The organism is Ochrobactrum sp. PL_is483, from assembly GCF_055816855.1.
Map to the genome: position 1 here is coordinate 506,872 of NZ_JBVPGS010000040.1, position 25,786 is coordinate 532,657.

Here is a 25,786-nt window from a genome sequence, read left to right on the forward strand (position 1 = left end):
TCTCCCTGATTGCCCGTGCAACTGATGTGTCGTCAGCCTCTTGAAGAGTCAAGCGAAAGCTGGCAGCCCGGATTCATGATGTTGCCCGGATCAATGACCTGCTTGAGAGCTTCAAGCAACTTTCGCCGCGCAGGGTCAATGCGCTTCTCAAAATCGTCCCTTTTCAAACGACCGATGCCGTGCTCGGCGCTAATGCTGCCCGCATAATGATCCAGAACAGCATTGATCGTTTCCTTCGCAAGCTTGATCTTCACGTCTTTCGCTGCGACACCGAGATTGCTTTCGGGGATGACATTGAGATGCACATTGCCATCGCCGACATGCCCATAGGAAACCGCGAGACAATCGGGAAGAACCTTCGCCAGTTCCCTTTCAGCTTCATCGACGAATGATGCCAGTTTTGAAAGCGGAACTGATATGTCCGTGCGCAGGTGCTTGCCGCGCAGGGCCTGCCCCTCGTTCATCGCCTCCCGAAACATCCAGAGATTTTGACCCTGTGCCCGCGATGACGCGATGGCCCCGTCAAGAACGAGGCCATCTTCCAGTGCCTGTGCAAGAAACCGTTCCATCAAGGATGCTATATCGACTAGACCCGAGCCTGAAATCTCCATCAATACATAGGCCGGATATTGCCCAAGCGGCACGGTGAGTTCCGGCATAGCCTCTTGCGCGAGTGTAAAGGCCACCGGCGGCATGAACTCGAATGCGGACATCAGATCACAGCACTGCACCCGCGCCCGTCGATAAAGCGCGATCGCATCCTCAAGGGAATTAAGCCCGAGCAGCGCAGTTTCGACCTTGTCCGGCAAAGGCATCAATTTGATCGCCACACCAGTTACTATTCCAAGAATGCCTTCCGCGCCGATAAAAAGCTGCTTAAGATCAATGCCGCGATTGTCTTTTCTCAGCGTCGAAAGACCGTTGAAGACTGTACCGTCAGGCAGAACCACCTCCAGCCCAAGGATCAACTCGCGGGTCATGCCATAGCGCAACACGTTGACACCGCCAGCATTGGTGCTGACATTTCCACCAATACGGCAGCTTCCCTGTGCACCAAGCGCCAGCGGGAAAAACATTCCTTCTGCTGCCAGTTTGTCTTTCAGTTCGGAAAGAATGCAACCGGCGTCGACAACCGCTGAAAAGTCGTCCGGATCAATTTTCCGAATGCAGTACATTCGCTCGAGACTCAAGATGACGAGGTTGTCCTGGCCATCAGGTACACCGCCTTGCACGAGACCGGTATTTCCGCCTTGGGGAATGACAGACAATCCTAGCAAAGCGCAGGCTTTAACCGCGGCAGAGACATCAGCTGTCGAACGCGGACGGATCACCGCCACCGCCGCCTTCTCCACATCTCCGGGCCAGTCACGGCAATAGCCAAGCATGTCGTTTTGCCCGGTCATAACCAGATCATCGCCCAAAAGAGCGACGAGATCTGTCTGCTTGTTTCCGGTCATGTCCCCCGAACTGTGCATGATACCCTCTTGGCTATATCGATGTGCAATGCGCTGCCGCAGGAGTACGGCAGTTTTTAAGATGCAGCGGGCTTTTCCGTTTGCTCCCGTGGCAGAACAGAGAAAACTGTTTCCAAGGCTTACATATAAGGTTATCAGACAACCCTACAACATGAATCTGTGGGAGACTGGATAAGTGTTGTTACGATAGCCACGCCTACATTTTTGAGCGAGGTTGGCTGCAAGGCAGGGAGGAGATTTCTGGATGCATATCGCAATCATCGGCGCTGCCGGCATGGTCGGGCGCAAACTAACACAGCGCCTCTCGAAAGACGGTCATCTTGGCGGAAAATCCGTCGAAAAGCTTACACTTATCGATATCGTAGCGGCAGAACCTCCGACCAGTTTTGCGGGAACAGTCGATACTCTGGCAGCAGATATATCCACTATGGAAACAGCTCAGAAGATCGTGTCAGGGCGACCTGATGTCATCTTCCACCTTGCGGCCATCGTGTCCGGTGAAGCGGAGATAGATTTTGATAAAGGATATCGAATCAATCTGGATGGCACCCGGCATCTGTTTGACGCAATCAGGCTTGCGCACATTGCTGATGACTATAAGCCGCGCGTGGTTTTCACGTCTTCCATTGCCGTTTTTGGCGCCCCACTCCCCCACCCGATCCCCGATGAATTTCACACAACCCCGTTGACGAGCTATGGCACGCAAAAGGCCATAAGCGAGCTTTTGTTATCGGATTACACCCGGCGCGGCTTCTTCGAAGGTATCGGCATTCGCCTGCCGACGATCTGCATACGCCCCGGCAAACCGAACAAAGCCGCTTCCGGCTTTTTCTCCAACATCCTTCGCGAACCGCTATCCGGGCAGGAAGCCGTTCTGCCCGTTCCCGAAGATGTTCGGCATTGGCATGCTTCGCCGCGCTCAGCCGTCGGCTTTCTGATCCATGGCGCAACCATCGATACGGAAGCTGTGGGAGCGCGTCGCAATCTTTCCATGCCGGGTCTCAGTGCCACCGTGGGCGAACAGATCGAAGCCTTGCGCCGCGTAGCGGGGGAAAAAGCCGTCGGCCTCATCCGACGCGAACCGGACGAAATGATTATGCGCATGGTCGCTGGCTGGGCTCCTGGTTTTGAAGCAAAACGCGCGCAGGCTCTTGGCTTCACCGCCGAAACATCCTTTGATGAGATTATTCGCGTTCACATCGAGGACGAAATGGGAGGTAAGCTTTGACACGCAGGATCGCTTTTCTGGGAACCGGGCTGATGGGCGCACCCATGGTCGGACGCCTTCTGGATGCGGGCTTCGACGTGACTGTCTGGAACCGGAACAGCACCAAGTCTGCCCCCCTTGTTGAAAAAGGTGCCAAAGTCGCTGAAACAGCCACCAAGGCGGGGGAGCAGGCCGATATAGTCATCACCATGCTGACCGATGGGCCGGCGGTACGGGAGGTCCTCTTTGAGCAAGGCGTCGCTGCCGTCTTGAAAAATGGCAGCACCGTCATCGACATGAGCTCCAATTCACCGGATTTCGCCCGCCTGCATACCCAGCGCTTGCAAGCGATAGGCGTCAATCATATCGACGCGCCGGTTTCAGGGGGCGTAATCGGTGCACAGGAAGGCACACTTGCCATCATGGCTGGAGGCGATGAAACAATCATTGCGGGCCTCTCTGACGTGTTCAAACCAATGGGGCGCCTCACCCGCGTCGGTCCATCCGGTGCTGGCCAATTGGCAAAACTCGCCAATCAGCAGATTGTAGCCGTAACCATTGGAGCCATTGCGGAGGCAATGGTTCTGGTCGAAAAAGGCGGTGGATCACGTGCAGCATTCCGCGACGCCATTCGAGGCGGTTTCTGTGAAAGCCGTATTCTCGACCTGCACGGCAAACGGATGATTGATCGCAATTTTACGCCGGGCGGCACATCGCGCATTCAGCTGAAGGATCTCAATTCGATCCTCGATACGGCGGGCAATTTGTCCTTGAGCCTGCCGCTTACCGAGACTGTGCGCGAAGCCTTTGCCGCTTTCGTAGAAGAAGGTGGCGGCGAGCAAGATCATAGCGCCCTGCTCCTTCATCTCGAAAAGCTCAATCAAGGCGGGACGAGCTAGCTCACACCGTTTCCGATTGCATTGGGAGGTGCAATGAAGATCACAGCCGTCGAAACGATCCGCATAGCCGAACGGCCAAATCTGTTATGGGTTGAAGTTCATACAGACGAAGGGATTACCGGGCTCGGTGAAACTTTTTTCATGGCCGAGACGGTCGAGGCCTATCTGCACGAATATGTTGCACCACGCGTCATAGGTCGTGACCCGTTGCAAATTGATCTGCTGGCCTCCGACCTTGTGGGCTATCTCGGATTCCGTTCAACCGGCGCCGAAGTGCGCGGTAACTCCGCTTTCGACATCGCCCTGTGGGATCTCTACGGCAAAGCCGCCAATCTCCCTATCGCTCAGCTTCTTGGCGGTTTCAGCCGCCAATCCATCCGCACCTACAATACCTGCGCCGGAACCGAATACATAAAGAAGGCTACCGGCCAGCAGTCTGCCAATTATGGCCTTGCGAATGCGGATGCCAGTTATGATGATCTGAACGGCTTCCTGCACCGGGCAGACGAACTTGCACTTTCGTTGCTGGACGAGGGCATCACGGCGATGAAAATCTGGCCGTTTGACATGGCGGCAGAGAAGACGCGCGGACAGTATATTTCTCAACCCGATCTCAAAGCGGCATTGCAGCCTTTCGAGAAAATTCGCGCGACCGTCGGTGATCGCATGGATATCATGGTTGAGTTCCATTCCATGTGGCAACTCTTGCCCGCCATGCAAATCGCCCGTGAACTCGCGCCATTCAAGACTTTCTGGCACGAAGACCCGATCAAGATGGACAGTCTCGGTAGCCTGAAACGTTATGCGGAAACAAGTATTGCACCGATCTGCGCCTCCGAGACCTTGGGAAGCCGTTGGGCCTTTCGAGATCTTCTCGAAACAGGCGCTGCTGGTGTGGTGATGCTCGATTTAAGCTGGTGCGGTGGCCTGTCAGAAGCTCGCAAGATCGCAGCCATGGCAGAAGCGTGGCATCTTCCGGTAGCACCGCATGACTGTACTGGCCCTGTCGTTCTGTGCGCTTCAACGCACTTGTCGCTTAACGCACCGAATGCTCTCATTCAGGAAAGCGTGCGCGCATTTTACAAAACCTGGTATCGCGACCTTGTCACGGCCCTGCCCGAAGTGGCGAATGGCATGATTACCGTTCCACCCGGCGCAGGTCTCGGCATGGAACTCAATCCCGAAATGAGCAAGGCCTACACCGTCAGCCGAAGAAAAACAGATCGATCTAATTTTTGAGGTTAATGCCGCCTGACGGCTGGACTAAATATCAGACTGCTAATAATAGTACTATTGTTGTCAGACATCCTGACAACGCATGGCCAACGGGAAACGGCCATATATTGGGAGGATATCCGTGCAAGACAAGCGTGAACTGACAGCATCGGCGATTCTGCCTGAAGATAGCCATTCTGCGATTTTGATAGGCCGAGTTTGGTCGAAGGCAGAAAATGGCCCCTGTCCAGTATTGGTAAAAAACGGTTATCTGCACGACATATCCAGCTTATCTGCTACCGTTTCAGGACTTCTGGAACGCAATTCGCTACTAAGCGAGTTGCAGGCTGCAGAGAGCTTCCCCGTCCTCGGGTCTCTGGACGATTTTCTGTCCGATGATTGCGGAGAGCTGCTCGCTCCTATCGATTTGCAATCCATCAAGGCAGCAGGTGTTACCTTTGCTGACAGCATGCTCGAGCGCGTGATCGAAGAGCAGGCAAAAGGCGATCCTTCCCGCGCCCGTGAAATTCGTGAGCGCCTCGCCCCCGTCATCGGCGATAATTTGCGCGGTGTTGTTGCTGGCTCCGAGAAAGCCGCAGAGGTCAAGGCGCTCCTTCAGGAAATGGGGCTCTGGTCCCAGTATCTGGAAGTGGGCATCGGGCCAGACGCAGAAATCTTCACCAAATCCCAGCCGATGTCTGCCGTTGGATGCGGCGCAACAGTCGGCATTCTACCCATTTCGCAATGGAACAATCCCGAACCGGAAGTCGTACTGGTTGTCGCATCTGACGGACGCATTGTTGGGGCGACGCTCGGCAATGACGTCAATCTCAGGGACGTCGAAGGGCGTTCAGCGCTCTTGCTCGGCAAGGCGAAGGATAATAACGCATCCTGTGCAATCGGCCCTTTCATTCGCTTGTTTGATGGCGATTTCACTATGGACGTGTTGCGCAAACTCAAGCTTGCGCTGACTGTTCACGGAGCAGACGGCTTCGAGATGACCGGCGAAAGCCCAATGGAAGCAATCAGCCGCGACCCTGAAAATCTCGCCTCGCAAATGATGAACCGCAATCATCAGTATCCAGATGGAGCAGTGTTGTTTCTCGGCACGATGTTCGCGCCCGTGAAGGACCGTCGTGGCGCGGGACAGGGTTTCACCCACGAAGTCGGCGACCGCGTGGAAATATCCACACCGAAGCTGGGACGTCTTGTCAACTGGGTCGACAGGACTGACAGATGCCCTGAATGGACATTCGGTATCAGGGCACTGATCCAGAACCTGCAAGCCCGCGATCTGCTCCATAAAGTCTGAGGGCGAGCATATGACGAAAGCCATAGACTTCTTCTACAAGCTACTTGGCGCAATTCTCGTCTTCCTCCTCGCAGGCATGGCTATCATGGTCTTCGTCAACGTGGTTTTGCGCTATGCGGCAAATTCCGGGCTGACCGTGTCGGAGGAACTTGCGCGTTACTTTTTTGTGTGGGTAGCGTTTCTCGGGGCAGTCCTCACGTTTCGCGAGAACAGCCATTTGGGTATCGAAACGCTGGTTGCGCGCTTCGGGCGACGGGGACGCATTGCCTGCATGGCGGTCAGTTATCTGATCGTCCTTTTATGCTCGGGAATTTTCTTCTGGGGCACATGGAAGCAATTCGACATCAATGCCAGCATGGTCGCACCTGTCACCGGCCTCTCCATGATCTGGGTTTATGGCGTCGGACTATTTACCGGTGGGGCAATGTTCATCATTGCCGCCGAGCGCTTCCTGCGGGCTGTTACAGGTCGTCTGACCGATGAGGAAATAGCCACCTTTGCGGGCGAACACTCGCTCGACCATCTGATGGAGTAGACGACATGACGCTTGTAGTATTTGTCGGATCGCTCCTCAGTGCTATGGCTATCGGTGTTCCGATCGCGTTCTCCCTTATGTTCTGTGGTGTCGTTCTCATGTGGTACATGGGAATGTTCAATACGCAGATCATCGCGCAGAACATGATCGCGGGTGTCGACTCGTTCACACTTCTGGCGATCCCTTTCTTCATTCTGGCTGGTGAATTAATGAATTCCGGGGGACTGTCCCGCCGTATCATTGATTTCGCCATCGCCTGCGTTGGCCATATTCGCGGCGGCCTCGGTGTCGTGGCCATTCTCGCGGCCATCATCATGGCCAGCGTATCAGGGTCGGCTGCTGCCGACACGGCGGCGCTCGCAACAATCCTCGTGCCCATGATGGCCAAAGCTGGCTACAACATCCCGCGCTCCGCCGGGTTGATGGCAGCCGGCGGCATCATTGCACCGGTTATCCCGCCATCCATGGCCATGATCGTGTTCGGTGTTGCGGCCAATGTATCCATAACACAGCTTTTCATGGCGGGCATTGTGCCGGGCTTGTTAATGGGTATTGCCCTGCTCGTGACCTGGCAGATCGTCGTCAGAAAAGACAATCTCAAAGTGCTTCCGAAGCAGTCGCGCAAAGATCGGCTGCAGGCCACCGGGCGTGCACTCTGGGCACTCGGCATGCCGGTGATCATTCTTGGCGGCATCCGAATGGGCGTCATGACACCGACAGAAGCAGCGGTGGTGGCAGCAGCCTATGCGCTTTTTGTTGGCATGTTCATCTATCGCGAACTGAGATTTTTCGATCTCTACGGCGTCTTCTTGCGGGCTGCAAAAACAACGTCCGTCATCATGTTTCTCGTTGCGTCGGCTCTGGTGTCGTCGTGGTTGATAACGGCAGCGAATATTCCGGCCGAGATCAGCAGTTATATCGCGCCCCTGATCGATAGTCCGAAGCTATTGATGTTTGCGATCATGATTCTTGTGCTCGTCGTTGGGACCGCACTGGACCTTACGCCGACGATCCTGATCCTGACGCCGGTCCTGATGCCGATTGTCAAACAGGCGGGTATAGACCCGGCCTATTTCGGCGTTCTCTTCATCATGAATAACAGCATCGGGCTTATCACCCCGCCGGTCGGCGTCGTGCTGAATGTTGTGAGCGGCGTTTCTAAGGTGCCGCTCGGGAAAGTGGTCGCTGGCGTCAATCCGTTCCTGATTTCGCAGGTGATCGTATTGCTTCTGCTGGTTCTGTTTCCAAGTCTCGTACTGGTACCCATGAACTGGCTTCATTAGGTTTAACACCAACTCTGGGAGGAGAGTTCAATGAAGAAACTGATTATGCTGGCAACGACCGCCCTCATGGCGGGAGCCCTAACTGCACCTGCCTTCGCCGAATTTCAGGAGCGCAACATCCGCGTTTCCAACGGCATTAACGAGGATCATCCAGTCGGCAATGGCATGAAAGCCATGAATGAATGTCTGGCTGAGAAGTCCGGCGGCAAGATGAAGATAACCGCGTTCTGGGGTGGAGCTCTGGGAGGCGATTTGCAGGCGACGCAGGCACTCCGTTCAGGTGTGCAGGAAGGTGTTGTCACATCGTCATCACCACTCGTCGGGATTGTTCCCGCGCTTGGCGTTTTCGACTTGCCATTTCTCTTCGCAAACGATGAAGAGGCAGATGCTGTCGTCGACGGCCCCTTCGGCAAGATGATGGACGAAAAACTTGCCGCCGTCGGCCTCGTCAATCTGGCCTATTGGGAAAATGGCTTTCGGAATCTCTCGAATTCCAAACATCCGGTCAACAAATGGGAAGATTTCAGCGGCATGAAAGTCCGCGTGATGCAGAACAACATCTTCCTCGACACGTTCCAGAATTTCGGCGCCAATGCCACGCCGATGGCTTTCGGTGAAATATTCTCGGCGCTGGAAACCAAAGCTATCGATGCCCAAGAAAACCCCTACGTCACAATCGATACGTCAAAATTCTATGAAGTGCAGAAATACGTCACTGAAACGAAACATGCTTATACGCCGTTTCTATTCCTGTATTCCAAGCCGATCTTTGACACATACTCACCCGAAGAACAGGCCGCTTTGCGTGAATGTGCCGTCATTGGGCGCGACGTGGAACGAAAGGTCATTCGCGAACTGAACCAGAAGTCACTTGAAAAAATCAAGGAGGCAGGTCTGGAAGTCAATACGCTTTCGCCTGAAGAGCATGCACGTATGCTTGAGAAGTCCCAGCCTATCTATGACAAATATAAGTCGCAGATCGGTGCGGACGTCGTCGACGCCGTACAGAAACAGCTTGGCGAAATCCGCAAGCAATAGAACCTCGAAAAGAACAGGCCGCGCTAAATGCGCGGCCTGTGCTGCCAATTCAAGTAGCTTCCTGAGGATTCGTTCAGCAGATTGGAAACGTGCGCAGGACTGTCGGCCTGACCCGCGCTGGAGCGCTCTTCACGGATTTAAGTAATTCTCAGTTGAGCGGGATAGCGTTTCCATCCTTGCTCGCCTGATACGTACCAGACAATTCGTCATATTTGGCGAAAATGGCGTCGAGCTTTTTGCCAAGACGCAAGCGATCCGTTTCGGGCAGGGATGCAACCATCTTCGGAATTGAATGGCTGTGCCAGAAAGCATTGTCGCGATTATATCCACCCGGCTCCAGCGTGAAGACTTCCTTCAGAATTTTCAAATCGTGCGGGATCGAGAAGGCATCCCGTGAATCCTCGTGGCTGAACAAGTAGTAAAAATTGTCAAAACCACTCCAGGTAATGGCCGAAAGGCACATGGAGCAAGGCTCGTGGGTGGAAAGAAAGACCATATCCTTTGTATTGGGGCGCTCTTTCTCAGGCATTTCGTAGAAGCGCTTCAACGTGTGAACTTCACCGTGCCAGAGCGGATTTTCGGTCTCGTTGTTGGTTTCAGCCAGAACAAGAGACAAATCCGATTTGCGTAACAAGGCCGCACCGAAAACCTTGTTGCCTTCCGCGACGCCTCGCTCGGTCAGTGGAATAATATCCTGCCCAATAACATCTATCAGCTTCTCAAGCAGCTTCAGTTCATCTGTCTGCACGGGTTCACTCCTCCCGATTTGGTGCAGCAAGCGCCGGACCGTTTCGGCCCGGCGCGCGCTATTGCTACTCCGCAAAGAATGCGAAGCGGATGACGAAGAGTGCGGCAACGAGCCAGGTAGCCAGATGCACGTCACGGGCCTTTCCGGTGAAGGCTTTGAGAATGACATAGCTGATGAAGCCAAAGGCCAGACCGTTGGCAATCGAGTAGGTGAACGGGATAGCCAAGGCTGTTAGCGCAGCAGGTGCCGCTTCCGTCACATCGTGCCATTCGATCTCGGTCAGTTCGCGCATCATCAAGCAGGCAACGTAGATCAGAGCCGGCGCAGTAGCATAAGCCGGAACCGAACCTGCAAGCGGCGAAATGAACAAGGCTGCAAGGAACAGCAGCGCAACAACCAGCGCTGTCAAGCCCGTACGACCGCCAGCCTGAACGCCTGATGCGCTTTCGACATAAGCCGTCGTGGACGAGGTGCCAAGAAGCGAGCCGCCGAGAATTGCGGTACTGTCGGCAAACAGGGCACGTCCGAGACGGTTTGGTTTTCCTGGTTCAATCAGACCGCCGCGCTTTGCTACGCCGATCAGCGTGCCGGTTGCATCGAAAACTTCAACCAGAACGAAAACCAGAATGACATGCAGAATACCCGTATGCAGCGCCCCCATCACGTCGAGCTGAAGGAAGGTCGGAGCAAGGCTTGGCGGTGCGGAGAAAACGCCGCCGAACTGGCTGATGCCAAGAGCGATAGACGCCACGGTGACAATGAGAATGCCAATGAGGATCGCACCGCGCACCTTAAGAGCGTCCAACACAGCGATGATGAAGAAGCCCGCAATCGCCAGAAGCGGTCCTGCCTTCGTCAAATCGCCGAGGCCAACCAGCGTTGCTTCGTTGCCAACGACGACGCCGGCGCTCTTCAGACCGATCAGGGCCAGAAACATGCCAATACCGGCTGCAATCGCGCTTCGCAGAGAATGTGGGATGCCCTCAACCAACCAGCGGCGTACCCCGGTAACGGTCAAGATCAGGAAGATGATACCCGAAATGAAGACGGCACCAAGTGCCTGCTGCCACGAAAAACCCATCGCCCCAACAACGGTGAAGGCGAAGAAGGCATTCAGGCCCATGCCCGGCGCCATGCCGATAGGCCAGTTTGCGACGAGCGCCATAATGATCGAGCCGAGAGCTGCCGCAAGGCAAGTGGCAACGAAAACGGCGTTTCGATCCATACCCGTAGTGGACAGAATATCCGGATTTACAAAGATGATGTAAGACATGGTCAGGAAGGTCGTCACGCCGGCAATGATTTCCGTTCTCGCCGTAGTGCCGTGTTCCTGCAATTTGAACAGCTTTTCGAGCATCGTCCCTCCAAGGCAAAGCGCCCGTCAATTTGTGCCTCAATTCACGCCAAATCCCGACGCGCAACCTATTGCGCTTCGTGAAATTTCGAATTGAAGCAATCTATGCGATTGCCATAATGTTAGTTGCCGCTGCAGATTTGCATACGGACATGTTCCCCATACACCCATCGCGGACAAAAGCACAGTTCCGCCGCTTGAATGCCAGTTTATTGACATGATTTAGTGTGGACTGACTTTTCACCGGACGCCAGTCACTCATTTGCCTGGAAATATTTGAAACAGATTCAAAAAAGATAGCTTCGGGTACGTGACCCGACTTTTTCTAACCGGCTGATTGAAATGGGTTTTCCAAAAGAAGCGCCGTACCATACATGCCCAAAGCAAAAAACGTATGCGCAACAAGATTCAGTAAACGGACATTGCGCGCATTCGGCAGTTTGGATGCTGCCCAACCGATTCCCAAGCCTGGCTGCAACAAGAACCACCCCGCCGCAACGGTCAGCATGCCGAAAATCCACACCGGCAGAAATGCCGGATCAGAGAACCATTCCGCGCCGGCATAAATGGCGAAGATAACGCCGTAAAGAACACCGACGGCGTAATGTCCAATCCAGCCAAGTGCAACTTCATACCTGTAAGGTTCAGCATCGGAAATATCATCGTGGAAAATGCGTCCGCGGTGCAGGTGCCAAAACCAACGCCCTACCAATCCCCAGTCTGGACGCCTTTGCCCCGGTATCGCCGCCAGCACAAGCGCCCATAAGTCCATCGCAACCGTCGCGCCGACTCCTATCAGAACTCCGCGCAAGATAATGTCCATCACAAGTCTTCCTTTGCATCACCGGGCGGCCAGATAAGCCCGAGACCGCCCGATGACGCAAGAGGATATTCCCGTGCACTCCTGCATTCCAAATGCTTGCTTGCAATAACTTGATATACAACATGCATCGGCAATAAACGTTGCTATGAAATAAAAGCGATGAAGATCGGCAAATCATCCGCAGCTACCACGGAAAGACCGCACCTTCATCGCCTGCCCCCGCAAACACAAGGTGGCTGAAAATTGGGAGGGTCGCAATTGCAATCTGTCCCAAAATGGTGCGGATTATGTCTCATTTGCCGTTATTGACGGGAAAACGGGTGAACCGGTTCAAGCCCATGCCCAGCTGCCAAGCCGCGTTACACGAAACGAAACGCAAGCTTCGAACCACAAATTTAATTGAGTAATACATAAAACAAAAGCGTCGGGACTGGAGACCGACGCTTTGTTATTTTATCTGATTTTCACTTACAGGGCGATCTTTCGGGAGACACGCCATAAGTTTTTACTTACCGAAAACAGCGCTCTGGATCTGCGAACGCGAAACACCGATATCGGCAAGAAGATGGTCGTCCATGGCGCCGAGTTCACGAATAGCGCGACGGCGGGATACGAACTGCTGTACTTTCTGACGAATGTTCATTTGCTTTCTCCTCGTTTGGATGATCGTTAAATAGGCGTTTGCCCAAATTTCCACCACGGATATGATTGCAAATGAGGCATGCGTTTTTGCTTGAGCTCGCAACCTTGAAAAGGACAACTTTACTTCTTCTTCAAGCAATGGCCTGCATATAAACTTGGAGTGAGAACCTCCATTCCCATCAAGTGAAATGGGCCCTGACCCAAATGAAGAATTTCAGAAATGTCTTTTGCCAATAGCCTTCTAATCGATTAAGGGAGCGATAGGAACGAACTCCTCCGCGTTTCTTTCGGACATCGTCATGCTTTATGGTATTTTTCTCGCGTTTGCGTCCTATGCGGCGTTCGCTGTCAGCGACGCCTGCGTCAAGTTTCTTGATGGCACATTGTCGCCATACGAAGTTGCGTTTTTCGGCGCGGTGCTTGGCCTGTTTGCTGTTCCCTTTACAAAAAAGGCTGGCGATGTCTGGCTCGATATGTTTCGCACCACCAATATAAAGATGTGGCTGCTGCGGACGGTGACAGCCGCCATGGGAACCATAGGCAGCGTCACCGCATTCACGCATCTTTCCATGGCGGAAGCCTTCGCCCTTATTTTCCTTCTCCCGGCCTATGTGACAATACTTTCAGTCGTTTTCTTGAAAGAACAGGTCGGCTGGCGACGATGGTCGGCAGTTCTGATCGGCTTTGCCGGTGTGCTGATTGTGCTCCGCCCAGGCTTCAGGGAACTCTCGATCGGCCACCTCGGAGCACTTGCCGCTGGCATGGGCGGGGCGATGAGCATCATCATCTTCCGCGTCATGGGCAAACAAGAAAAACGAATATCGCTTTATACGAGCGGCCTCGTCGGCCCTATCATCATCTGCGGCGCTCTAATGGCTCCGTCCTACGAAGTGCCCAATACGGAACAATGGATATATCTGGCGGGTTATGGGCTTCTTGCCGCGCTCGCCAATATCCTGCTCATGCTTGCAGCTCACCGCGCGCCCGCGAGTGCGATCGCTTCCCCACAATACAGCCAGATGATCTGGGCGATCCTTTTTGGATATTTCGTCTTCCACGATCACATAGACATGCCAATGACGATTGGTATCGTCCTGATCACCATTTCAGGGCTCTTTACCTTCATTCGTGAAAGGCAAAGAGGCGTCGAAGGCCCCCCGGCCGTTGCCACGTCGGAACCAACTCCAGCGCTTGTGAAAGATGAAATGGAACAATCGTGAAGGCGAGCGGGGAGAAGTTCGCACTTGTATCCAACGTTGCCTCCCCCTACCATGCCGCCAGCCTGTAGAGGATCGATGAAATAATACTTCAAACAGAAGCGCTTGGGTCGTCGATCTGGTTCAACGCACCCGGTCGCGCTTCGAGCATTTTCCAATAGCGATCTGTGTTCGAAAGCGCTCCAACGCAGGCAGAAGCACGAGAAATATTTTGTCAAAGGACTAGGAAATGACCGACAAGCGGGCGATGTGGACCTATTACAAGGGCGAATGGCGTGAAGGTGACGTACGCATCCTCGGCGCGGCCTCGCAGGCGACCTGGCTTGGTTCGCTGGTATTTGATGGCGCTCGCCTGTTCGAAGGCGTGACGCCAGATCTTGACCGGCATTCAGCCCGCGCCAATGATTCAGCCCGTGCCTTGGGATTGGAACCCACGCTTACTGCCAATGATATAGAGGCGCTTGCGCACGAGGGCCTGAAAAAATTCGCGACAGGAACAGATGTTTATATCCGCCCCATGTATTGGGCGGAAGAAGGTGACGCCAGCACTGTTGCACCGCTTGCATCCTCTACGGATTTTGCACTCTGCCTTGAAGCAATCCCCATGGTCGAGCCGAAGGGTTTTACCATCACCACGACATCGTTCCGTCGGCCATATCTGGAAGTCATGCCGGTCAATGCAAAGGCAGCCTGTCTTTATCCGAACAACGCACGGATGCTGCGTGAGGCCAAGGCAAAGGGTTTCCATAATGCGCTGGTGACCGATGTGGTTGGCAACGTCGCGGAGACTGCGACCTCCAATGTTTTCATGGTACGAGGCGGCGAGGTTTTCACGCCTGTTCCCAATGGCACATTCCTCAACGGAATTACGCGCCAGCGCGTCATCAACCTGTTGAGAACGGCAGGCGTCAGCGTTCATGAGACCACTTTGAAGGTCGAGGATTTCCGCGAAGCGGACGAAATCTTCTCTACTGGCAATATGAGCAAGGTCGTTCCGATTATCGGTTTTGATGACCGCAAAATTGAGTACGGCCCTCTGACGAAACGCGCCCGCGCGCTATACTGGGAATGGGCTCACGCCTGATATCCAAGCAACACATCTCCGGTTTGGATCGGAGATGTGTTTCCCCTCCCCAAGAGCCGACCCGACAACCACATGATTGAGCACGCGCCCTTGTTTCTCGCGATCGCAGTGATTGCGGCATTTCTCGTCGGGCTTTCGAGAGGCGGATTACCGTCGGTCGGGACGCTTGCCGTTCCCTTGATGGCGCTCGTCATTTCACCAGTCACCGCAGCAGCGCTTCTGCTTCCGATCTATGTCATCAGCGATATGTTCGGCCTGTATCTTTATCGCCATCACTTTTCCGCACGCAATCTGGCGATCCTGACGCCAGCGGCAATTTTCGGTGTCGGCATCGGCTGGATGTTCAGCGCCCACCTGTCGCCCACTTTCATAGGGATGCTTGTCGGATTGGTGGGCATCCTTTTCTGCTTCAATGCATGGTTCGGCGCACGTTATCGCAAAAAGGCGCGAAAGGCAGATGTTCCGGGCGGTGTCTTCTGGGGCATACTCACGGGCTTGACCAGTTTTGTCTCTCATTCCGGCGCACCACCCTTCCAGATGTATGTGCTGCCGCAGCATCTGCCGAAACTGGTCTTCGCCGGCACTTCGACTATACTTTTTGCCATCGTCAACGCCGTCAAGCTCGTCCCCTACTGGCAGTTACAGCAATTTTCCAATCTCGATACATCACTCGGCCTTTGGCTTGTTCCCGCTGCAATCATCGGCACCTTTGTCGGCGCAAAGCTGACCCGGATCATGCCGGATGGCCCATTTTTCTTGCTTGTGCAGCTGACCCTGTTCGGGCTTTCCATCAAGCTCATTGCAGATTGGATTGTACCTTATTTCTTCGGTTGACGAGATTCAGCGGTAGCTTGCAACGCATCATTCGTTCAGTCACCATGCAACTATCAAGCGCTTTTTTGGGGAGAGAGGAAGCGGGGATGGCGGATGCGGATGCAATCATCATTGGAGCAGGCCTGGCCGGACTTGCCGCGGCTCATGAACTGGCTGCTGCTGGACGCAAAGTCATTCTTCTGGAACAGGAAGGTGAGAATTCCATTGGCGGCCAGGCGTTCTGGTCTCTCGGAGGATTGTTCATGGTCGACAGTCCCGAACAGCGCCGCGTTGGAATCAAGGACAATATTGATCTAGCGCGGCAGGATTGGTTCGGGTCAGCGCAATTTGACCGCCCCGAGGATCATTGGCCGAAACACTGGGCGGAATCCTATCTGGAATTCGCTGCGGGTGAAATGCGGCCTTGGCTCCATGGTCTCGGCATGCGCTGGTTTCCTGTTGTTGGCTGGGCAGAACGTGGCGGGGCAGCAGCTGACGGGCATGGCAACTCGGTGCCCCGCTTTCACGTGACCTGGGGCACAGGCCCGGCTGTTGTGGCTCCTTTCGAACGAACGCTCCGCGAAGCCATCGGCAAGAACCTCATAAGCCTGAAGTGCCGCCATCGGGTCAACAGCATCGCAACGACCGGTGGCCGGGTCAGCGGCGTGTACGGAGAAGTGCTCGCCCCCTCGACAGTCGAACGCGGACAATCTTCATCACGCGACGTCGTCGGTGAGTTTGCCTATTCCGCTGGCTGCGTCATCGTCACATCCGGCGGCATAGGCGGTAATCCGGACAAGGTTCGAAGGGCATGGCCGCGCGAGAGACTCGGCAATCCCCCAAAAGAAATGGTGTTGGGAGTTCCGGCGCATGTCGACGGACGCGGTATCGATATCGCCGTTGCTGCTGGAGGACATGTCATCAATGCCGATCGCATGTGGCACTATACTGAGGGAGTTCGCAACTGGAATCCCATCTGGCCCAACCACGGCATTCGTATTTTGCCGGGACCATCCTCGATGTGGTTTGATGCCAAGGGTAACCGCCTCCCCGCTCCTTATCTCCCGGGCTTCGACACGCTTGGCACGCTCAAGCACATTCTTTCCACCGGCTACGACTATTCCTGGTTCATCCTGACTGAGAAAATCATCCGCAAGGAATTCTCCCTATCAGGATCGGAGCAAAACCCCGATCTCACTGGCAAAAACTGGAAGCTATTGCTTAAAAGCCGTCTCGGCAAAGCGCCGCCACCGCCGGTCAAGGCATTTCTGGACAATGGAGCAGATTTCATTGCAGCCGGGAATCTGGATGAGCTCGTTGCAAAAATGAATGGTTTGACGGGAGACAAGCTTCTCAGAACTGACCATATCCGCAACCAAATCGAAGCCCGAGATCGCGAGACAGCGAACCGCTATTCCAAGGATGCCCAGGTGATGGCGATCCATAATGCGCGGGCCTATATCGGTGATCGTCTCACGCGCGCAGTGCCGCTGCATCCTCTGCTGGAACCCTCGAACGGCCCACTGATTGCCGTCAAACTTCATATTCTGACACGCAAGACACTTGGTGGACTGCATACCGATTTGGACGCACAAGTGCTGAATGAGGCTGGCGAAAAGGTGCCTGGCCTATACGCGGCAGGAGAGGCCGCCGGCTTTGGCGGCGGCGGTTATCACGGATATAATGCGCTCGAGGGCACATTTCTTGGCGGCTGCATTTTTTCCGGGCGCATAGCCGGTCGTGCGGCTGTTGCGGCAACATAGCACTAATCCCAAACAGCCAGAAGAGGTGCAACATACAGGCTGTTCTCCCCTCGTCCGTATTCCATATATGAGATCTTTATTTTTTGGCACCTAGCCCGCTCTCGAAACCCTATGCCGTGCGGCGCCATAATGTCCCTCTAAGAAACAGGGAGCCCTTTCGGGCAATTCAGGCATGATTATGGATTTCGCCGTCCTTGCGATCGGTGTCGGCTTTTTCGCGATGTTGTTCGGCTATCTGCGCATCTGCGAAAGGCTTTGAGGCATCGCCATGATGATCGAATATATCGCAGGCGCTTTGGTCGCGGCCTTCATAGCCGTCTATCTCCTTTACGCGCTTGTAAGACCGGAGCGGTTTTAGACCCGGCTCAATCCGCGTAATCGGCAGCCTTTCTGGCCTCGGAAAAAATCATGACACTCAATGGATGGATTCAGATCCTCGTTTTTTGCGGGATCATCATTTTGCTCGTCAGGCCGCTCGGTGGCTATCTGACGTGCGTTTTCAGCGGTGAACGGACGTTCCTTTCACCAATCCTTGTTCCGGTTGAGCGAGGGCTTTATGGCCTCGCTGGCACAAGTGAACGAGAAGAACAGCATTGGACGACCTATACCGTCTCCATGCTGCTATTCAATCTGGCCGGCTTTCTGCTGCTTTACATGCTGCAACGGTTTCAAGGTTCCCTGCCGTTCAATCCAATGGGTATGAGCAACGTTCCGGCAGACCTTGCCTTCAACACTGCTTCCAGTTTCGTCACCAACACGAACTGGCAGAACTATGGCGGCGAAAGCACCATGTCCTACCTGACCCAAATGGCGGGGCTGACAGTACAGAATTTCGTCTCAGCCGCGACGGGCGTTGCGATTGCCATCGCGCTCATCAGAGCGTTCTCGCGCAAATCCATGAAGACACTCGGGAATTTCTGGGTCGATCTTACACGCTGCACGCTCTACGTTCTCTTGCCGTTGTGTATTATCCTTACCCTAGCTTTTGTCAGCCTCGGCGTACCGCAAACCATCGGCTCTTATGCCGAAGCAACGACGCTGGAAGGTGCAAGACAGGTGATCGCACTCGGGCCGGTGGCTTCGCAATTAGCAATCAAGATGCTTGGCACCAATGGCGGCGGCTTCTTCAACGCCAATTCGGCGCATCCCTTCGAAAATCCCGATGCCATCTCCAACATGATCCAGATGGTTGCGATTTTCGCCATCGGCGCGTCGCTCACCAACGTCTTCGGACGAATGGTCAGCAACGAGCGCCAAGGCTGGGCGATCTTTACCGCCATGGGCATATTGTTCGTCGCTGGTGTTGCAATCTGCTATTGGGCGGAAGCGGCGGGTAATCCCCTCATCCAAGCGCTTGGGATCGATGGCGGCAACATGGAAGGCAAGGAAACGCGCTTCGGCATTGCGATGTCTGCGCTTTTTGCGGTCGTTACGACTGCGGCATCATGCGGGGCAGTGATCGCTATGCATGACAGCATGATGGCGCTCGGCGGAATGATCCCCATGATCAATATGATGCTGGGTGAGATCATCATCGGCGGTGTCGGCGCGGGCTTCTACGGTATTATACTGTTCGTCGTCGTTGCCATTTTCGTTGCCGGACTGATGGTTGGACGCACACCTGAATATCTGGGCAAGAAGATCGAAGCCAAGGAAGTGAAAATGGCAATGCTCGCCGTTCTCTGCCTTCCGCTGTCAATCCTGGGTTTTACGGCCATCGCTTCGGTCCTTCCGACAGGTCTGGCCTCCATCGCCACCCCCGGACCACATGGTTTCTCGGAAATCCTCTATGCCTATACGTCGGGCACAGCGAACAACGGTTCGGCCTTTGGCGGTCTCTCAGGCAATACGCCCTGGTACAACATCACCATTGGTCTCGCCATGCTGATGGGCCGATTTCTCGTGATCGTTCCTGCCATGGCAATCGCCGGTTCGCTTGTCGCCAAGAAAGCAGCTCCGCAATCCGCTGGCACCTTCCCCACAACCGGACCGCTTTTCGTTGGCCTGCTGATCGGTGTCATTCTTGTAGTTGGGGGCCTGATCTTTTTCCCGGCGCTGGCGCTTGGCCCGATTGCCGAACATTTTGCGCCGATTGAGGGGCAGATATTCTGATGCTCAAACCCTCAAGCTGCATACTCTCGATCCTTCTGGCAACGACCGCCCTTCTTCTTGCGGTTCAGCTTGCCGGGTTTATCTGAGCTTTCCGAACGGAAATGTAATTTTACTGGAGCCTCTGTTATGAGCCAGTCCAAATCCGCGAGCATTCTCGATGCCCGCATCCTTTTACCCGCCATTGGCGATGCCTTCCGCAAGCTCAATCCAAAGAGCCTTGCACGCAATCCGGTCATGTTCGTGGTTGCCGCCGTTTCGTTGCTCACCACTTTGCTGCTTTTGAAAGATGCGGCCGCTGGCAATCCGAATGTCGGGTTTTCGTTCCAGATTGTTCTGTGGTTGTGGTTCACAATTCTGTTCGCAAATTTTGCCGAAGCCGTCGCCGAAGGACGGGGCAAGGCACAAGCGGATTCATTGCGCCGAACACGGACGGAAACGCAGGCGAAACTTTTGGATAATCCAGAAGGACCAAACTGGAAAAGCGTGCCGGGAATGAGCCTGAAAGTCGGCGATGTGGTTCTGGTAGAAGCCAACGACATCATCCCTTCGGATGGCGAGGTCATCGAAGGTGTTGCATCCGTCAACGAAGCCGCAATTACCGGCGAGTCCGCACCCGTTATCCGCGAATCTGGTGGCGACCGCTCTGCCGTTACGGGTGGAACGCAGGTTCTGTCCGACTGGATCAAGGTTCGCATCACAGCAGCGCAAGGCTCAACCTTCATCGACAAGATGATCAGCCTTGTCGAAGGTGCCGAGCGTCAGAAAACACCAAATGAGATAGCGCTCAATATTCTGCTCGCAGGTATGACGCTGATATTCGTTCTGGCCGTCGTGACGATCCCGAGCTTTGCCACCTATGGAGGCGGTTACATTCCTGTAACGGTTCTGGTTGCACTCTTCGTCACCTTGATCCCGACCACCATCGGCGCCCTTCTTTCTGCGATTGGCATTGCAGGCATGGACCGTCTTGTGCGTTTCAACGTGCTTGCCATGTCCGGCAGGGCGGTCGAGGCCGCAGGTGACGTTGACACGCTTCTTCTCGACAAGACCGGCACGATTACGCTCGGAAATCGTCAGGCAACTGCTTTTGTCCCTATCGGCGGCGTCACGGAACAGGCATTAGCCGATGCGGCCCAATTAGCCTCGCTTGCCGATGAAACACCGGAAGGCCGCTCTATCGTTGTTCTGGCCAAGGAAAAATATGGCTTGCGCGGCCGCGACATGCAGGGGCTTCACGCGCATTTTGTGCCGTTCACAGCGCAAAGCCGCATGAGTGGCGTCGATATTGAAGGTTCCGTCATTCGCAAAGGGGCCGTCGATGCCGTGCTTACTTATGTAGGCCAGAGCAGCCACACCGATGAAAAAACTGTATCGGAACTGCAATCTATTGCTGATGCAATCGCAAAAGCGGGTGGCACACCGCTTGCTGTCGCCAAAGATGGGAGCCTTCTCGGTGTCGTACATCTGAAGGACATCGTCAAAGGCGGTATCCGTGAACGCTTCGCGGAACTTCGCCGTATGGGCATCCGCACGGTCATGATTACTGGCGACAACCCGATGACTGCGGCGGCCATCGCTGCTGAAGCAGGTGTAGACGATTTTCTTGCGCAGGCAACGCCTGAAAACAAGCTGTCGCTGATCCGCGAGGAACAGGCCAAGGGCAAGCTTGTTGCAATGTGCGGCGACGGCACCAACGACGCCCCTGCCCTTGCCCAGGCTGACGTCGGCGTGGCCATGAACACCGGCACGGTTGCAGCGCGTGAAGCGGGTAATATGGTCGATCTGGACAGCGATCCTACCAAACTCATCGAAATCGTTGAAATCGGCAAGCAATTGCTGATGACGCGGGGAGCACTGACGACCTTCTCCATTGCCAATGATATTGCGAAATATTTCGCGATTATCCCGGCGATGTTTCTAGCCTTCTATCCCCAGCTTGGCGCGCTCAATATCATGGGGCTTGCGACACCGCAGAGCGCCATCCTGTCAGCCATCATCTTCAACGCCTTGATCATTGTGGCCCTGATCCCGCTTTCTTTGAAAGGCGTCACTTATAAGCCAGTCGGTGCAGGCGCTCTCCTTTCGCGCAATCTTCTGATCTACGGTCTTGGCGGCATCATCGTCCCCTTCATCGGCATCAAGGCCATCGATCTGGCCATCACTGCCCTTGGCCTCGCATAAGGATTTGCAAAATGCTGAAACAGCTTCGTCCAGCGCTTGTCATGATCGTTTCGCTCACCGTGATAACGGGATTGCTTTATCCGCTCGGCATGACAGGTATCGCCCAGGCAATCTTTCCGGCTCGCGCCAATGGCAGCCTGATCGAAAAGAATGGCAAAATCGTCGGTTCCGAATTGATCGGACAAGGTTTTACCAGTGATCGCTATTTTCATGGTCGCCCATCCGCCGCAGGAAAAGACGGCTATGACGCTGCAAGCTCCGGTGGCTCCAATCTCGGGCCGACCAACCCACAGCTGATTGAGCGGGTCAAAACCGACGCCACCGCCCTGACGCAAAGCGAAGGCTCCGCGCCGCCGGTCGATCTGGTGACAACATCCGCCAGCGGCCTTGATCCCCATATTTCGCCAGAAGCCGCATTCTATCAAATACCCCGCGTCGCAAAAGCGCGCGGAATTGAGGAAGCCGCTTTGCGCGGGATAGTCGAGCAACAGGTTGAAGCCCGCGAACTTGGTTTCCTCGGTGAACCAGTGGTCAACGTTTTGAAGCTGAACCTTGTTCTGGACAGGACCGGTAGCAAGTAGAATAACTGGTGGCGGCATGATTTGCCGCCCCTCCCTGCCAGGAGCCTTGTTTGACATCAGACCCGCTTCGCCCCAGCGATAACAGACCCTCACCCGACGCCCTGCTGGAACAGGCGGAACGCGAAACGCGTGGCCACCTGAAAATATTTCTCGGTGCCGCTCCGGGTGTCGGTAAAACCTATGAAATGTTGATGTCGGGTCGTGCGCGCAAAGCCGACGGAATAGATGTCGTCATCGGCATGGTCGAAACGCACGGACGGGCTGAAACCGAAGCCTTGACGGAAGGGCTTGAGATCGTCCCGCGCGCGCAAGTGGCTTATCGCGGTCATCTTCTCGATGAAATGGATATCGATGCGGTACTCGCCCGCAAGCCGCAACTGGTTCTGGTGGACGAACTGGCCCATACAAATGCGCCCGGCAGCAGACACCCGAAACGGTATCAGGATGTAGAGGAAATTCTGGCGCGCGGCATCGACGTTTACACAACGCTCAATATCCAACATGTCGAAAGCCTCAATGACGTCGTGGCGCAGATCACGCGCATCCGCGTGCGTGAAACGGTGCCAGACAGCATCATCGACCGTGCTGACGATATCGAACTCATCGATCTCACGCCAAACGATCTCATCAAGCGCCTCAATGAAGGCAAGATCTATCTCCCGAAGACCGCAAAACGGGCGATCCGCAACTATTTTTCTCCGGGAAATCTCACGGCATTGCGTGAGCTGGCGCTGCGCCGCACTGCACAGCGCGTGGATGAGCAACTCCTCAGCCATATGCGCGCTCATGCCATTGAAGGACCGTGGGCCGCCGGCGACCGCATACTGGTTGCGGTCGATGACCGACCGCGAAGCATATCGCTGGTTCGCTATGCGCGTCGGCTTGCAGATCGTCTTCGTGCGCCATGGGCCGCAATCCACATCGAAACGGCGCGGTCTGCCGGGCTTGCCGAGGAAGCAAAAGACAGGCTTGCAACAGCTCTAAGGCTTGCCGAACAGCTTGGCGGAGAAACAATCGTCATTCCGGGTCAGTCCGTTGCTGAAGACATTGTTCGCTACGCTTCGGCCCACAATTTCACGCAGATCGTCGCTGGAAAGTCTATAAAGTCACGCTGGCGTGAAATGATCGACGGCTCCATTGCCCGGGAACTTGTGCGGCTTTCCGGTGCCATTGATATCCACATAACAGCGGGTGTCGAGCATGAAAACGCGAGTACTCCTCGTAAGGTCAATACCGCCAGACAGAAGGCCTCCCCTGACATCGCGCCATATGTAATCGGCATCGCGATAACAGCCGCAGCACTTGTCTGCGGGCTGCTGCTCGACCAGTTTCTGGATGTGCGCAGCATAGCGTTGGTGTTTGTTGTCGGTGTGCTTGGTGTTGCCGTTACACTTGGTCTTTGGCCTGCGCTTTTTGCGTCAGTAATCAGCGCGTTCGCCTATAATTTCTTTTTTCTCTCGCCACTTTACACGCTTTCCATTGCCGATCCGGAAAGTGTCGTAGCACTGGCGTTCTTCCTGTTTGTGAGTTTCATTGCCAGCAATCTTGCGAGCCGGGTCCAACGGCAGGCCGCAGCCGCGCGCCAGCGCGCACGTATGACGGAAGATCTGTATCTATTCAGCAAAAAGCTGGCAGGAACTGGCTCGCTTGACGATGTGCTTTGGGCAACCGCATTCCAGATCGCGTCCATGCTCAAAGTGCGGGTCGTGATCCTCCTGCCTGAAGGAAACAGCATCGTGGTCCGAGGCGGATATCCACCCGATGACACATTGGATGACGCCGACATCGCTGCCGCGCACTGGACCTGGGAACACGATCTTCCCGCTGGGCGGGGCGCCAATACGCTGCCGGGTGCCAAGCGGCTTTATCTGCCTCTCAAGACCGCGAGAACATCGGTGGGTGTCATCGGTCTCGACAATGATCGCATGGGGCCTATTCTCACACCTGAACAGCAACGTCTCTTTGAAGCCTTGGCCGATCAGGCGGCAATTGCCATTGAACGCGTCCAACTCGTCGGCGATGTGGAGCGCGCAAAACTCGCTGCTGAAGCTGACAAGCTGCGTTCGGCCCTGCTCACATCGATCTCGCACGATTTGAAAACGCCCCTTGCAGCCATTCTGGGGGCGGCAACGACGCTGCGCGATTATTCCGCGTCATTGCCCGATGCGGATCGTTCCGAGCTGGTGGCAACAGTCGTTGACCAGTCCGAGCGCCTGAACCGTTTCATTGCTAACCTCCTCGATATGACGCGGATCGAAGCGGGAGCGATGAAGCCCAATCTATCATTTCACTATGTCGGCGATCTTGTCGGAGCCGCGCTTAATCGTGCCGCCAAAATACTGGCCCATCATCAGGTGCATGTTGCTGTTCCCGCCAACCTGCCCATGATTCAACTTGATGCGGTCCTATTCGAACAGGCCTTGTTCAATCTGCTCGACAATGCAGCCAAATATGCGCCTGCGAACACACCTATTATGATTGCCGTTCATGCGAGCCCGTCCCGTATCACGCTGGAAATCAGCGATCGGGGTCCGGGTATTCCGCCTGGCGATCTGGAACGCGTGTTCGATACGTTCTATCGTGTGCGTAAGGGCGATCACGTGCAAGCAGGCACCGGCCTTGGTCTTTCAATTGCGCGGGGGTTTATAGAAGCCGTAGGGGGATCGATCAGGGCGGGCAATCGGCATGACGGCGCCGGTGCCATATTCACGATCACATTGCCCATCCTCACTGACGAAACTGACAGAAAATCATGAACGATCCCAAATTGAAAATTCTGGTCGTGGATGATGAACCAGCTATCCGCAAACTGCTCCGGGTCGGACTGACAACAGAGGGCTATACCGTCATCGAAGCGGTAAACGGCGACGAAGCGGACAGGTATCTTGCTGCTGAAAAAGCAGACATCGTGCTACTCGATCTGGGGCTTCCGGATACTGATGGGCACACGCTGCTGCAACGCTGGAGAGAAAATGGGATAACCTTGCCTATCCTCATCCTTTCAAGTCGTACGGACGAGGCCGGGATCGTCCGTGCGCTTGAAGAAGGGGCCGACGATTACGTCCCCAAACCTTTTGGCATGAAAGAACTTGCCGCACGTTTGCGCGTTGCTCTGCGTCACCGGCTGCAACAGCAGGGTGAAAAACCACTTTTCCAAAGCGACGGCCTGACGGTTGATCTTGTGCGCCGGATTGTGAAACTCGACAATGAGGAAATCAAGCTGTCGCCCAAGGAATACGACATATTGCGCCTGCTGGTACAGCATGCAGGAAAAGTGCTGACACATCACTTCATTCTCAGCCAGGTTTGGGGGCCAGCCGCAGACGTACAATATCTTCGCATTTATGTTCGGCAGTTACGGCAAAAGATTGAAAAAATTCCGGATCAGCCGCATTATATTCTGACAGAAACAGGCGTCGGATACAGGCTGCGCGAAGCCGACCCAGCCCTTTGAGAGACAGCCGGAACCAAGGCCTTTTCCAAGCGTTGTTTATCCAACAACAA

Annotated in this window: 22 protein-coding genes; 17 read left to right on the top strand and 5 right to left on the bottom strand. The window is 54.8% G+C overall.

The genetic code is table 11. The features are described from left to right. Positions 1-32 precede the first annotated feature (32 nt). Entirely contained in the window at positions 33-1,475 is a 1,443-nt protein-coding gene (locus AC0TNJ_RS20705) for an FAD-binding oxidoreductase (RefSeq protein ID WP_473772266.1), read from the bottom strand. A gap of 244 nt (positions 1,476-1,719) precedes the next feature. Here AC0TNJ_RS20705 and denD point away from each other — a divergent pair, with 244 nt between their 5' ends. From denD to AC0TNJ_RS20740, 7 genes are all read left to right on the top strand, one after another. Further along, positions 1,720-2,703 carry a D-erythronate dehydrogenase gene (denD, locus tag AC0TNJ_RS20710; RefSeq protein WP_473772267.1) on the top strand — a complete coding sequence of 328 codons (984 nt, stop codon included), beginning with the start codon at positions 1,720-1,722 and terminating at the stop codon, positions 2,701-2,703. Continuing rightward, a complete protein-coding gene (locus AC0TNJ_RS20715) occupies positions 2,700-3,581 on the top strand; it encodes an NAD(P)-dependent oxidoreductase (RefSeq protein ID WP_473772268.1) in 882 nt (293 codons plus the stop codon). Before denD ends, AC0TNJ_RS20715 begins: the two co-directional genes overlap by 4 nt. A 33-nt stretch (positions 3,582-3,614) precedes the next feature. Beyond that, entirely contained in the window at positions 3,615-4,820 is a 1,206-nt protein-coding gene (locus AC0TNJ_RS20720; protein ID WP_473772269.1) for a mandelate racemase/muconate lactonizing enzyme family protein, read from the top strand. A 79-nt stretch (positions 4,821-4,899) separates the two neighbouring features. Continuing rightward, on the top strand, positions 4,900-6,108 hold the full coding sequence (locus AC0TNJ_RS20725; RefSeq protein ID WP_473772270.1) for a fumarylacetoacetate hydrolase family protein: 1,209 nt from the start codon (positions 4,900-4,902) through the stop codon (positions 6,106-6,108). A gap of 10 nt (positions 6,109-6,118) precedes the next feature. After that, a complete protein-coding gene (locus AC0TNJ_RS20730) occupies positions 6,119-6,643 on the top strand; it encodes a TRAP transporter small permease (RefSeq protein WP_473772271.1) in 525 nt (174 codons plus the stop codon). Positions 6,644-6,648: 5 nt separating this feature from the next. Then, positions 6,649-7,926: a TRAP transporter large permease gene (locus AC0TNJ_RS20735; protein WP_473768511.1), complete on the top strand. Its 1,278-nt coding sequence runs from the start codon at positions 6,649-6,651 to the stop codon at positions 7,924-7,926. Between the two features lie 30 nt (positions 7,927-7,956). Continuing rightward, a complete protein-coding gene (locus tag AC0TNJ_RS20740) occupies positions 7,957-8,964 on the top strand; it encodes a TRAP transporter substrate-binding protein (RefSeq protein ID WP_122001853.1) in 1,008 nt (335 codons plus the stop codon). A 148-nt stretch (positions 8,965-9,112) separates the two neighbouring features. On the opposite strand, the gene AC0TNJ_RS20745 is transcribed toward AC0TNJ_RS20740, so the two are convergent. The 4 genes from AC0TNJ_RS20745 to AC0TNJ_RS20760 all read right to left on the bottom strand — a co-directional run bounded on the left by AC0TNJ_RS20745 (position 9,113) and on the right by AC0TNJ_RS20760 (position 12,532). Continuing rightward, complete coding sequence (locus AC0TNJ_RS20745; protein WP_473772272.1) at positions 9,113-9,712, bottom strand: deaminase; 600 nt, start codon at positions 9,710-9,712, stop codon at positions 9,113-9,115. A 64-nt stretch (positions 9,713-9,776) separates the two neighbouring features. Beyond that, the gene (locus AC0TNJ_RS20750) at positions 9,777-11,069 is read right to left on the bottom strand and encodes an NCS2 family permease (protein WP_122001855.1); all 1,293 of its coding nucleotides are present in this window, start codon (positions 11,067-11,069) and stop codon (positions 9,777-9,779) included. A 322-nt stretch (positions 11,070-11,391) separates the two neighbouring features. After that, entirely contained in the window at positions 11,392-11,892 is a 501-nt protein-coding gene (locus AC0TNJ_RS20755) for a DUF2938 domain-containing protein (protein ID WP_473772273.1), read from the bottom strand. A gap of 502 nt (positions 11,893-12,394) precedes the next feature. Further along, entirely contained in the window at positions 12,395-12,532 is a 138-nt protein-coding gene (locus AC0TNJ_RS20760) for a DUF1127 domain-containing protein (RefSeq protein WP_006471330.1), read from the bottom strand. A 298-nt stretch (positions 12,533-12,830) separates the two neighbouring features. Here AC0TNJ_RS20760 and AC0TNJ_RS20765 point away from each other — a divergent pair, with 298 nt between their 5' ends. The 10 genes from AC0TNJ_RS20765 (at position 12,831) to AC0TNJ_RS20810 (ending at position 25,736) form a co-directional block, all read left to right on the top strand. Beyond that, positions 12,831-13,751 carry a DMT family transporter gene (locus tag AC0TNJ_RS20765; protein WP_122001857.1) on the top strand — a complete coding sequence of 307 codons (921 nt, stop codon included), beginning with the start codon at positions 12,831-12,833 and terminating at the stop codon, positions 13,749-13,751. 226 nt (positions 13,752-13,977) lie between these two features. Next, the gene (locus tag AC0TNJ_RS20770; protein WP_473772274.1) at positions 13,978-14,832 is read left to right on the top strand and encodes a branched-chain amino acid aminotransferase; all 855 of its coding nucleotides are present in this window, start codon (positions 13,978-13,980) and stop codon (positions 14,830-14,832) included. Positions 14,833-14,904: 72 nt separating this feature from the next. Then, the gene (locus tag AC0TNJ_RS20775) at positions 14,905-15,666 is read left to right on the top strand and encodes a sulfite exporter TauE/SafE family protein (RefSeq protein ID WP_473772275.1); all 762 of its coding nucleotides are present in this window, start codon (positions 14,905-14,907) and stop codon (positions 15,664-15,666) included. Positions 15,667-15,752: 86 nt separating this feature from the next. After that, on the top strand, positions 15,753-17,408 hold the full coding sequence (locus tag AC0TNJ_RS20780; RefSeq protein ID WP_473772276.1) for an FAD-binding dehydrogenase: 1,656 nt from the start codon (positions 15,753-15,755) through the stop codon (positions 17,406-17,408). 271 nt (positions 17,409-17,679) lie between these two features. Beyond that, positions 17,680-17,766 (top strand): K(+)-transporting ATPase subunit F, encoded by an 87-nt coding sequence (gene kdpF, locus AC0TNJ_RS20785; protein ID WP_473772425.1) that lies wholly within the window; start codon positions 17,680-17,682, stop codon positions 17,764-17,766. A 50-nt stretch (positions 17,767-17,816) separates the two neighbouring features. Further along, complete coding sequence (kdpA, locus tag AC0TNJ_RS20790; RefSeq protein ID WP_473772277.1) at positions 17,817-19,520, top strand: potassium-transporting ATPase subunit KdpA; 1,704 nt, start codon at positions 17,817-17,819, stop codon at positions 19,518-19,520. 126 nt (positions 19,521-19,646) lie between these two features. Then, positions 19,647-21,701: a potassium-transporting ATPase subunit KdpB gene (gene kdpB / locus AC0TNJ_RS20795; RefSeq protein WP_473772278.1), complete on the top strand. Its 2,055-nt coding sequence runs from the start codon at positions 19,647-19,649 to the stop codon at positions 21,699-21,701. A gap of 11 nt (positions 21,702-21,712) precedes the next feature. Continuing rightward, positions 21,713-22,282 (top strand): potassium-transporting ATPase subunit KdpC, encoded by a 570-nt coding sequence (gene kdpC / locus AC0TNJ_RS20800; protein ID WP_473772279.1) that lies wholly within the window; start codon positions 21,713-21,715, stop codon positions 22,280-22,282. Between the two features lie 50 nt (positions 22,283-22,332). After that, positions 22,333-25,038 (top strand): DUF4118 domain-containing protein, encoded by a 2,706-nt coding sequence (locus AC0TNJ_RS20805; protein ID WP_473772280.1) that lies wholly within the window; start codon positions 22,333-22,335, stop codon positions 25,036-25,038. Further along, a complete protein-coding gene (locus AC0TNJ_RS20810) occupies positions 25,035-25,736 on the top strand; it encodes a response regulator transcription factor (RefSeq protein WP_122001866.1) in 702 nt (233 codons plus the stop codon). The genes AC0TNJ_RS20805 and AC0TNJ_RS20810 overlap by 4 nt, the downstream gene beginning before the upstream one ends. Positions 25,737-25,786 lie beyond the last annotated feature (50 nt).

What these genes read in the sequence shown, in the direction of transcription:
- AC0TNJ_RS20705 (WP_473772266.1), bottom strand. Translation starts at nt 1,475, where the DNA reads ATGCACAGTTCGGGGGACATGACCGGAAACAAGCAGACAGATCTCGTC.
- denD (WP_473772267.1), top strand. Translation starts at nt 1,720, where the DNA reads ATGCATATCGCAATCATCGGCGCTGCCGGCATGGTCGGGCGCAAACTA.
- AC0TNJ_RS20720 (WP_473772269.1), top strand. Translation starts at nt 3,615, where the DNA reads ATGAAGATCACAGCCGTCGAAACGATCCGCATAGCCGAACGGCCAAAT.
- AC0TNJ_RS20725 (WP_473772270.1), top strand. Translation starts at nt 4,900, where the DNA reads ATGGCCAACGGGAAACGGCCATATATTGGGAGGATATCCGTGCAAGAC.
- AC0TNJ_RS20730 (WP_473772271.1), top strand. Translation starts at nt 6,119, where the DNA reads ATGACGAAAGCCATAGACTTCTTCTACAAGCTACTTGGCGCAATTCTC.
- AC0TNJ_RS20735 (WP_473768511.1), top strand. Translation starts at nt 6,649, where the DNA reads ATGACGCTTGTAGTATTTGTCGGATCGCTCCTCAGTGCTATGGCTATC.
- AC0TNJ_RS20740 (WP_122001853.1), top strand. Translation starts at nt 7,957, where the DNA reads ATGAAGAAACTGATTATGCTGGCAACGACCGCCCTCATGGCGGGAGCC.
- AC0TNJ_RS20750 (WP_122001855.1), bottom strand. Translation starts at nt 11,069, where the DNA reads ATGCTCGAAAAGCTGTTCAAATTGCAGGAACACGGCACTACGGCGAGA.
- AC0TNJ_RS20760 (WP_006471330.1), bottom strand. Translation starts at nt 12,532, where the DNA reads ATGAACATTCGTCAGAAAGTACAGCAGTTCGTATCCCGCCGTCGCGCT.
- AC0TNJ_RS20765 (WP_122001857.1), top strand. Translation starts at nt 12,831, where the DNA reads ATGCTTTATGGTATTTTTCTCGCGTTTGCGTCCTATGCGGCGTTCGCT.
- AC0TNJ_RS20770 (WP_473772274.1), top strand. Translation starts at nt 13,978, where the DNA reads ATGACCGACAAGCGGGCGATGTGGACCTATTACAAGGGCGAATGGCGT.
- AC0TNJ_RS20775 (WP_473772275.1), top strand. Translation starts at nt 14,905, where the DNA reads ATGATTGAGCACGCGCCCTTGTTTCTCGCGATCGCAGTGATTGCGGCA.
- AC0TNJ_RS20780 (WP_473772276.1), top strand. Translation starts at nt 15,753, where the DNA reads ATGGCGGATGCGGATGCAATCATCATTGGAGCAGGCCTGGCCGGACTT.
- kdpF (WP_473772425.1), top strand. Translation starts at nt 17,680, where the DNA reads ATGATCGAATATATCGCAGGCGCTTTGGTCGCGGCCTTCATAGCCGTC.
- kdpA (WP_473772277.1), top strand. Translation starts at nt 17,817, where the DNA reads ATGACACTCAATGGATGGATTCAGATCCTCGTTTTTTGCGGGATCATC.
- kdpB (WP_473772278.1), top strand. Translation starts at nt 19,647, where the DNA reads ATGAGCCAGTCCAAATCCGCGAGCATTCTCGATGCCCGCATCCTTTTA.
- kdpC (WP_473772279.1), top strand. Translation starts at nt 21,713, where the DNA reads ATGCTGAAACAGCTTCGTCCAGCGCTTGTCATGATCGTTTCGCTCACC.
- AC0TNJ_RS20810 (WP_122001866.1), top strand. Translation starts at nt 25,035, where the DNA reads ATGAACGATCCCAAATTGAAAATTCTGGTCGTGGATGATGAACCAGCT.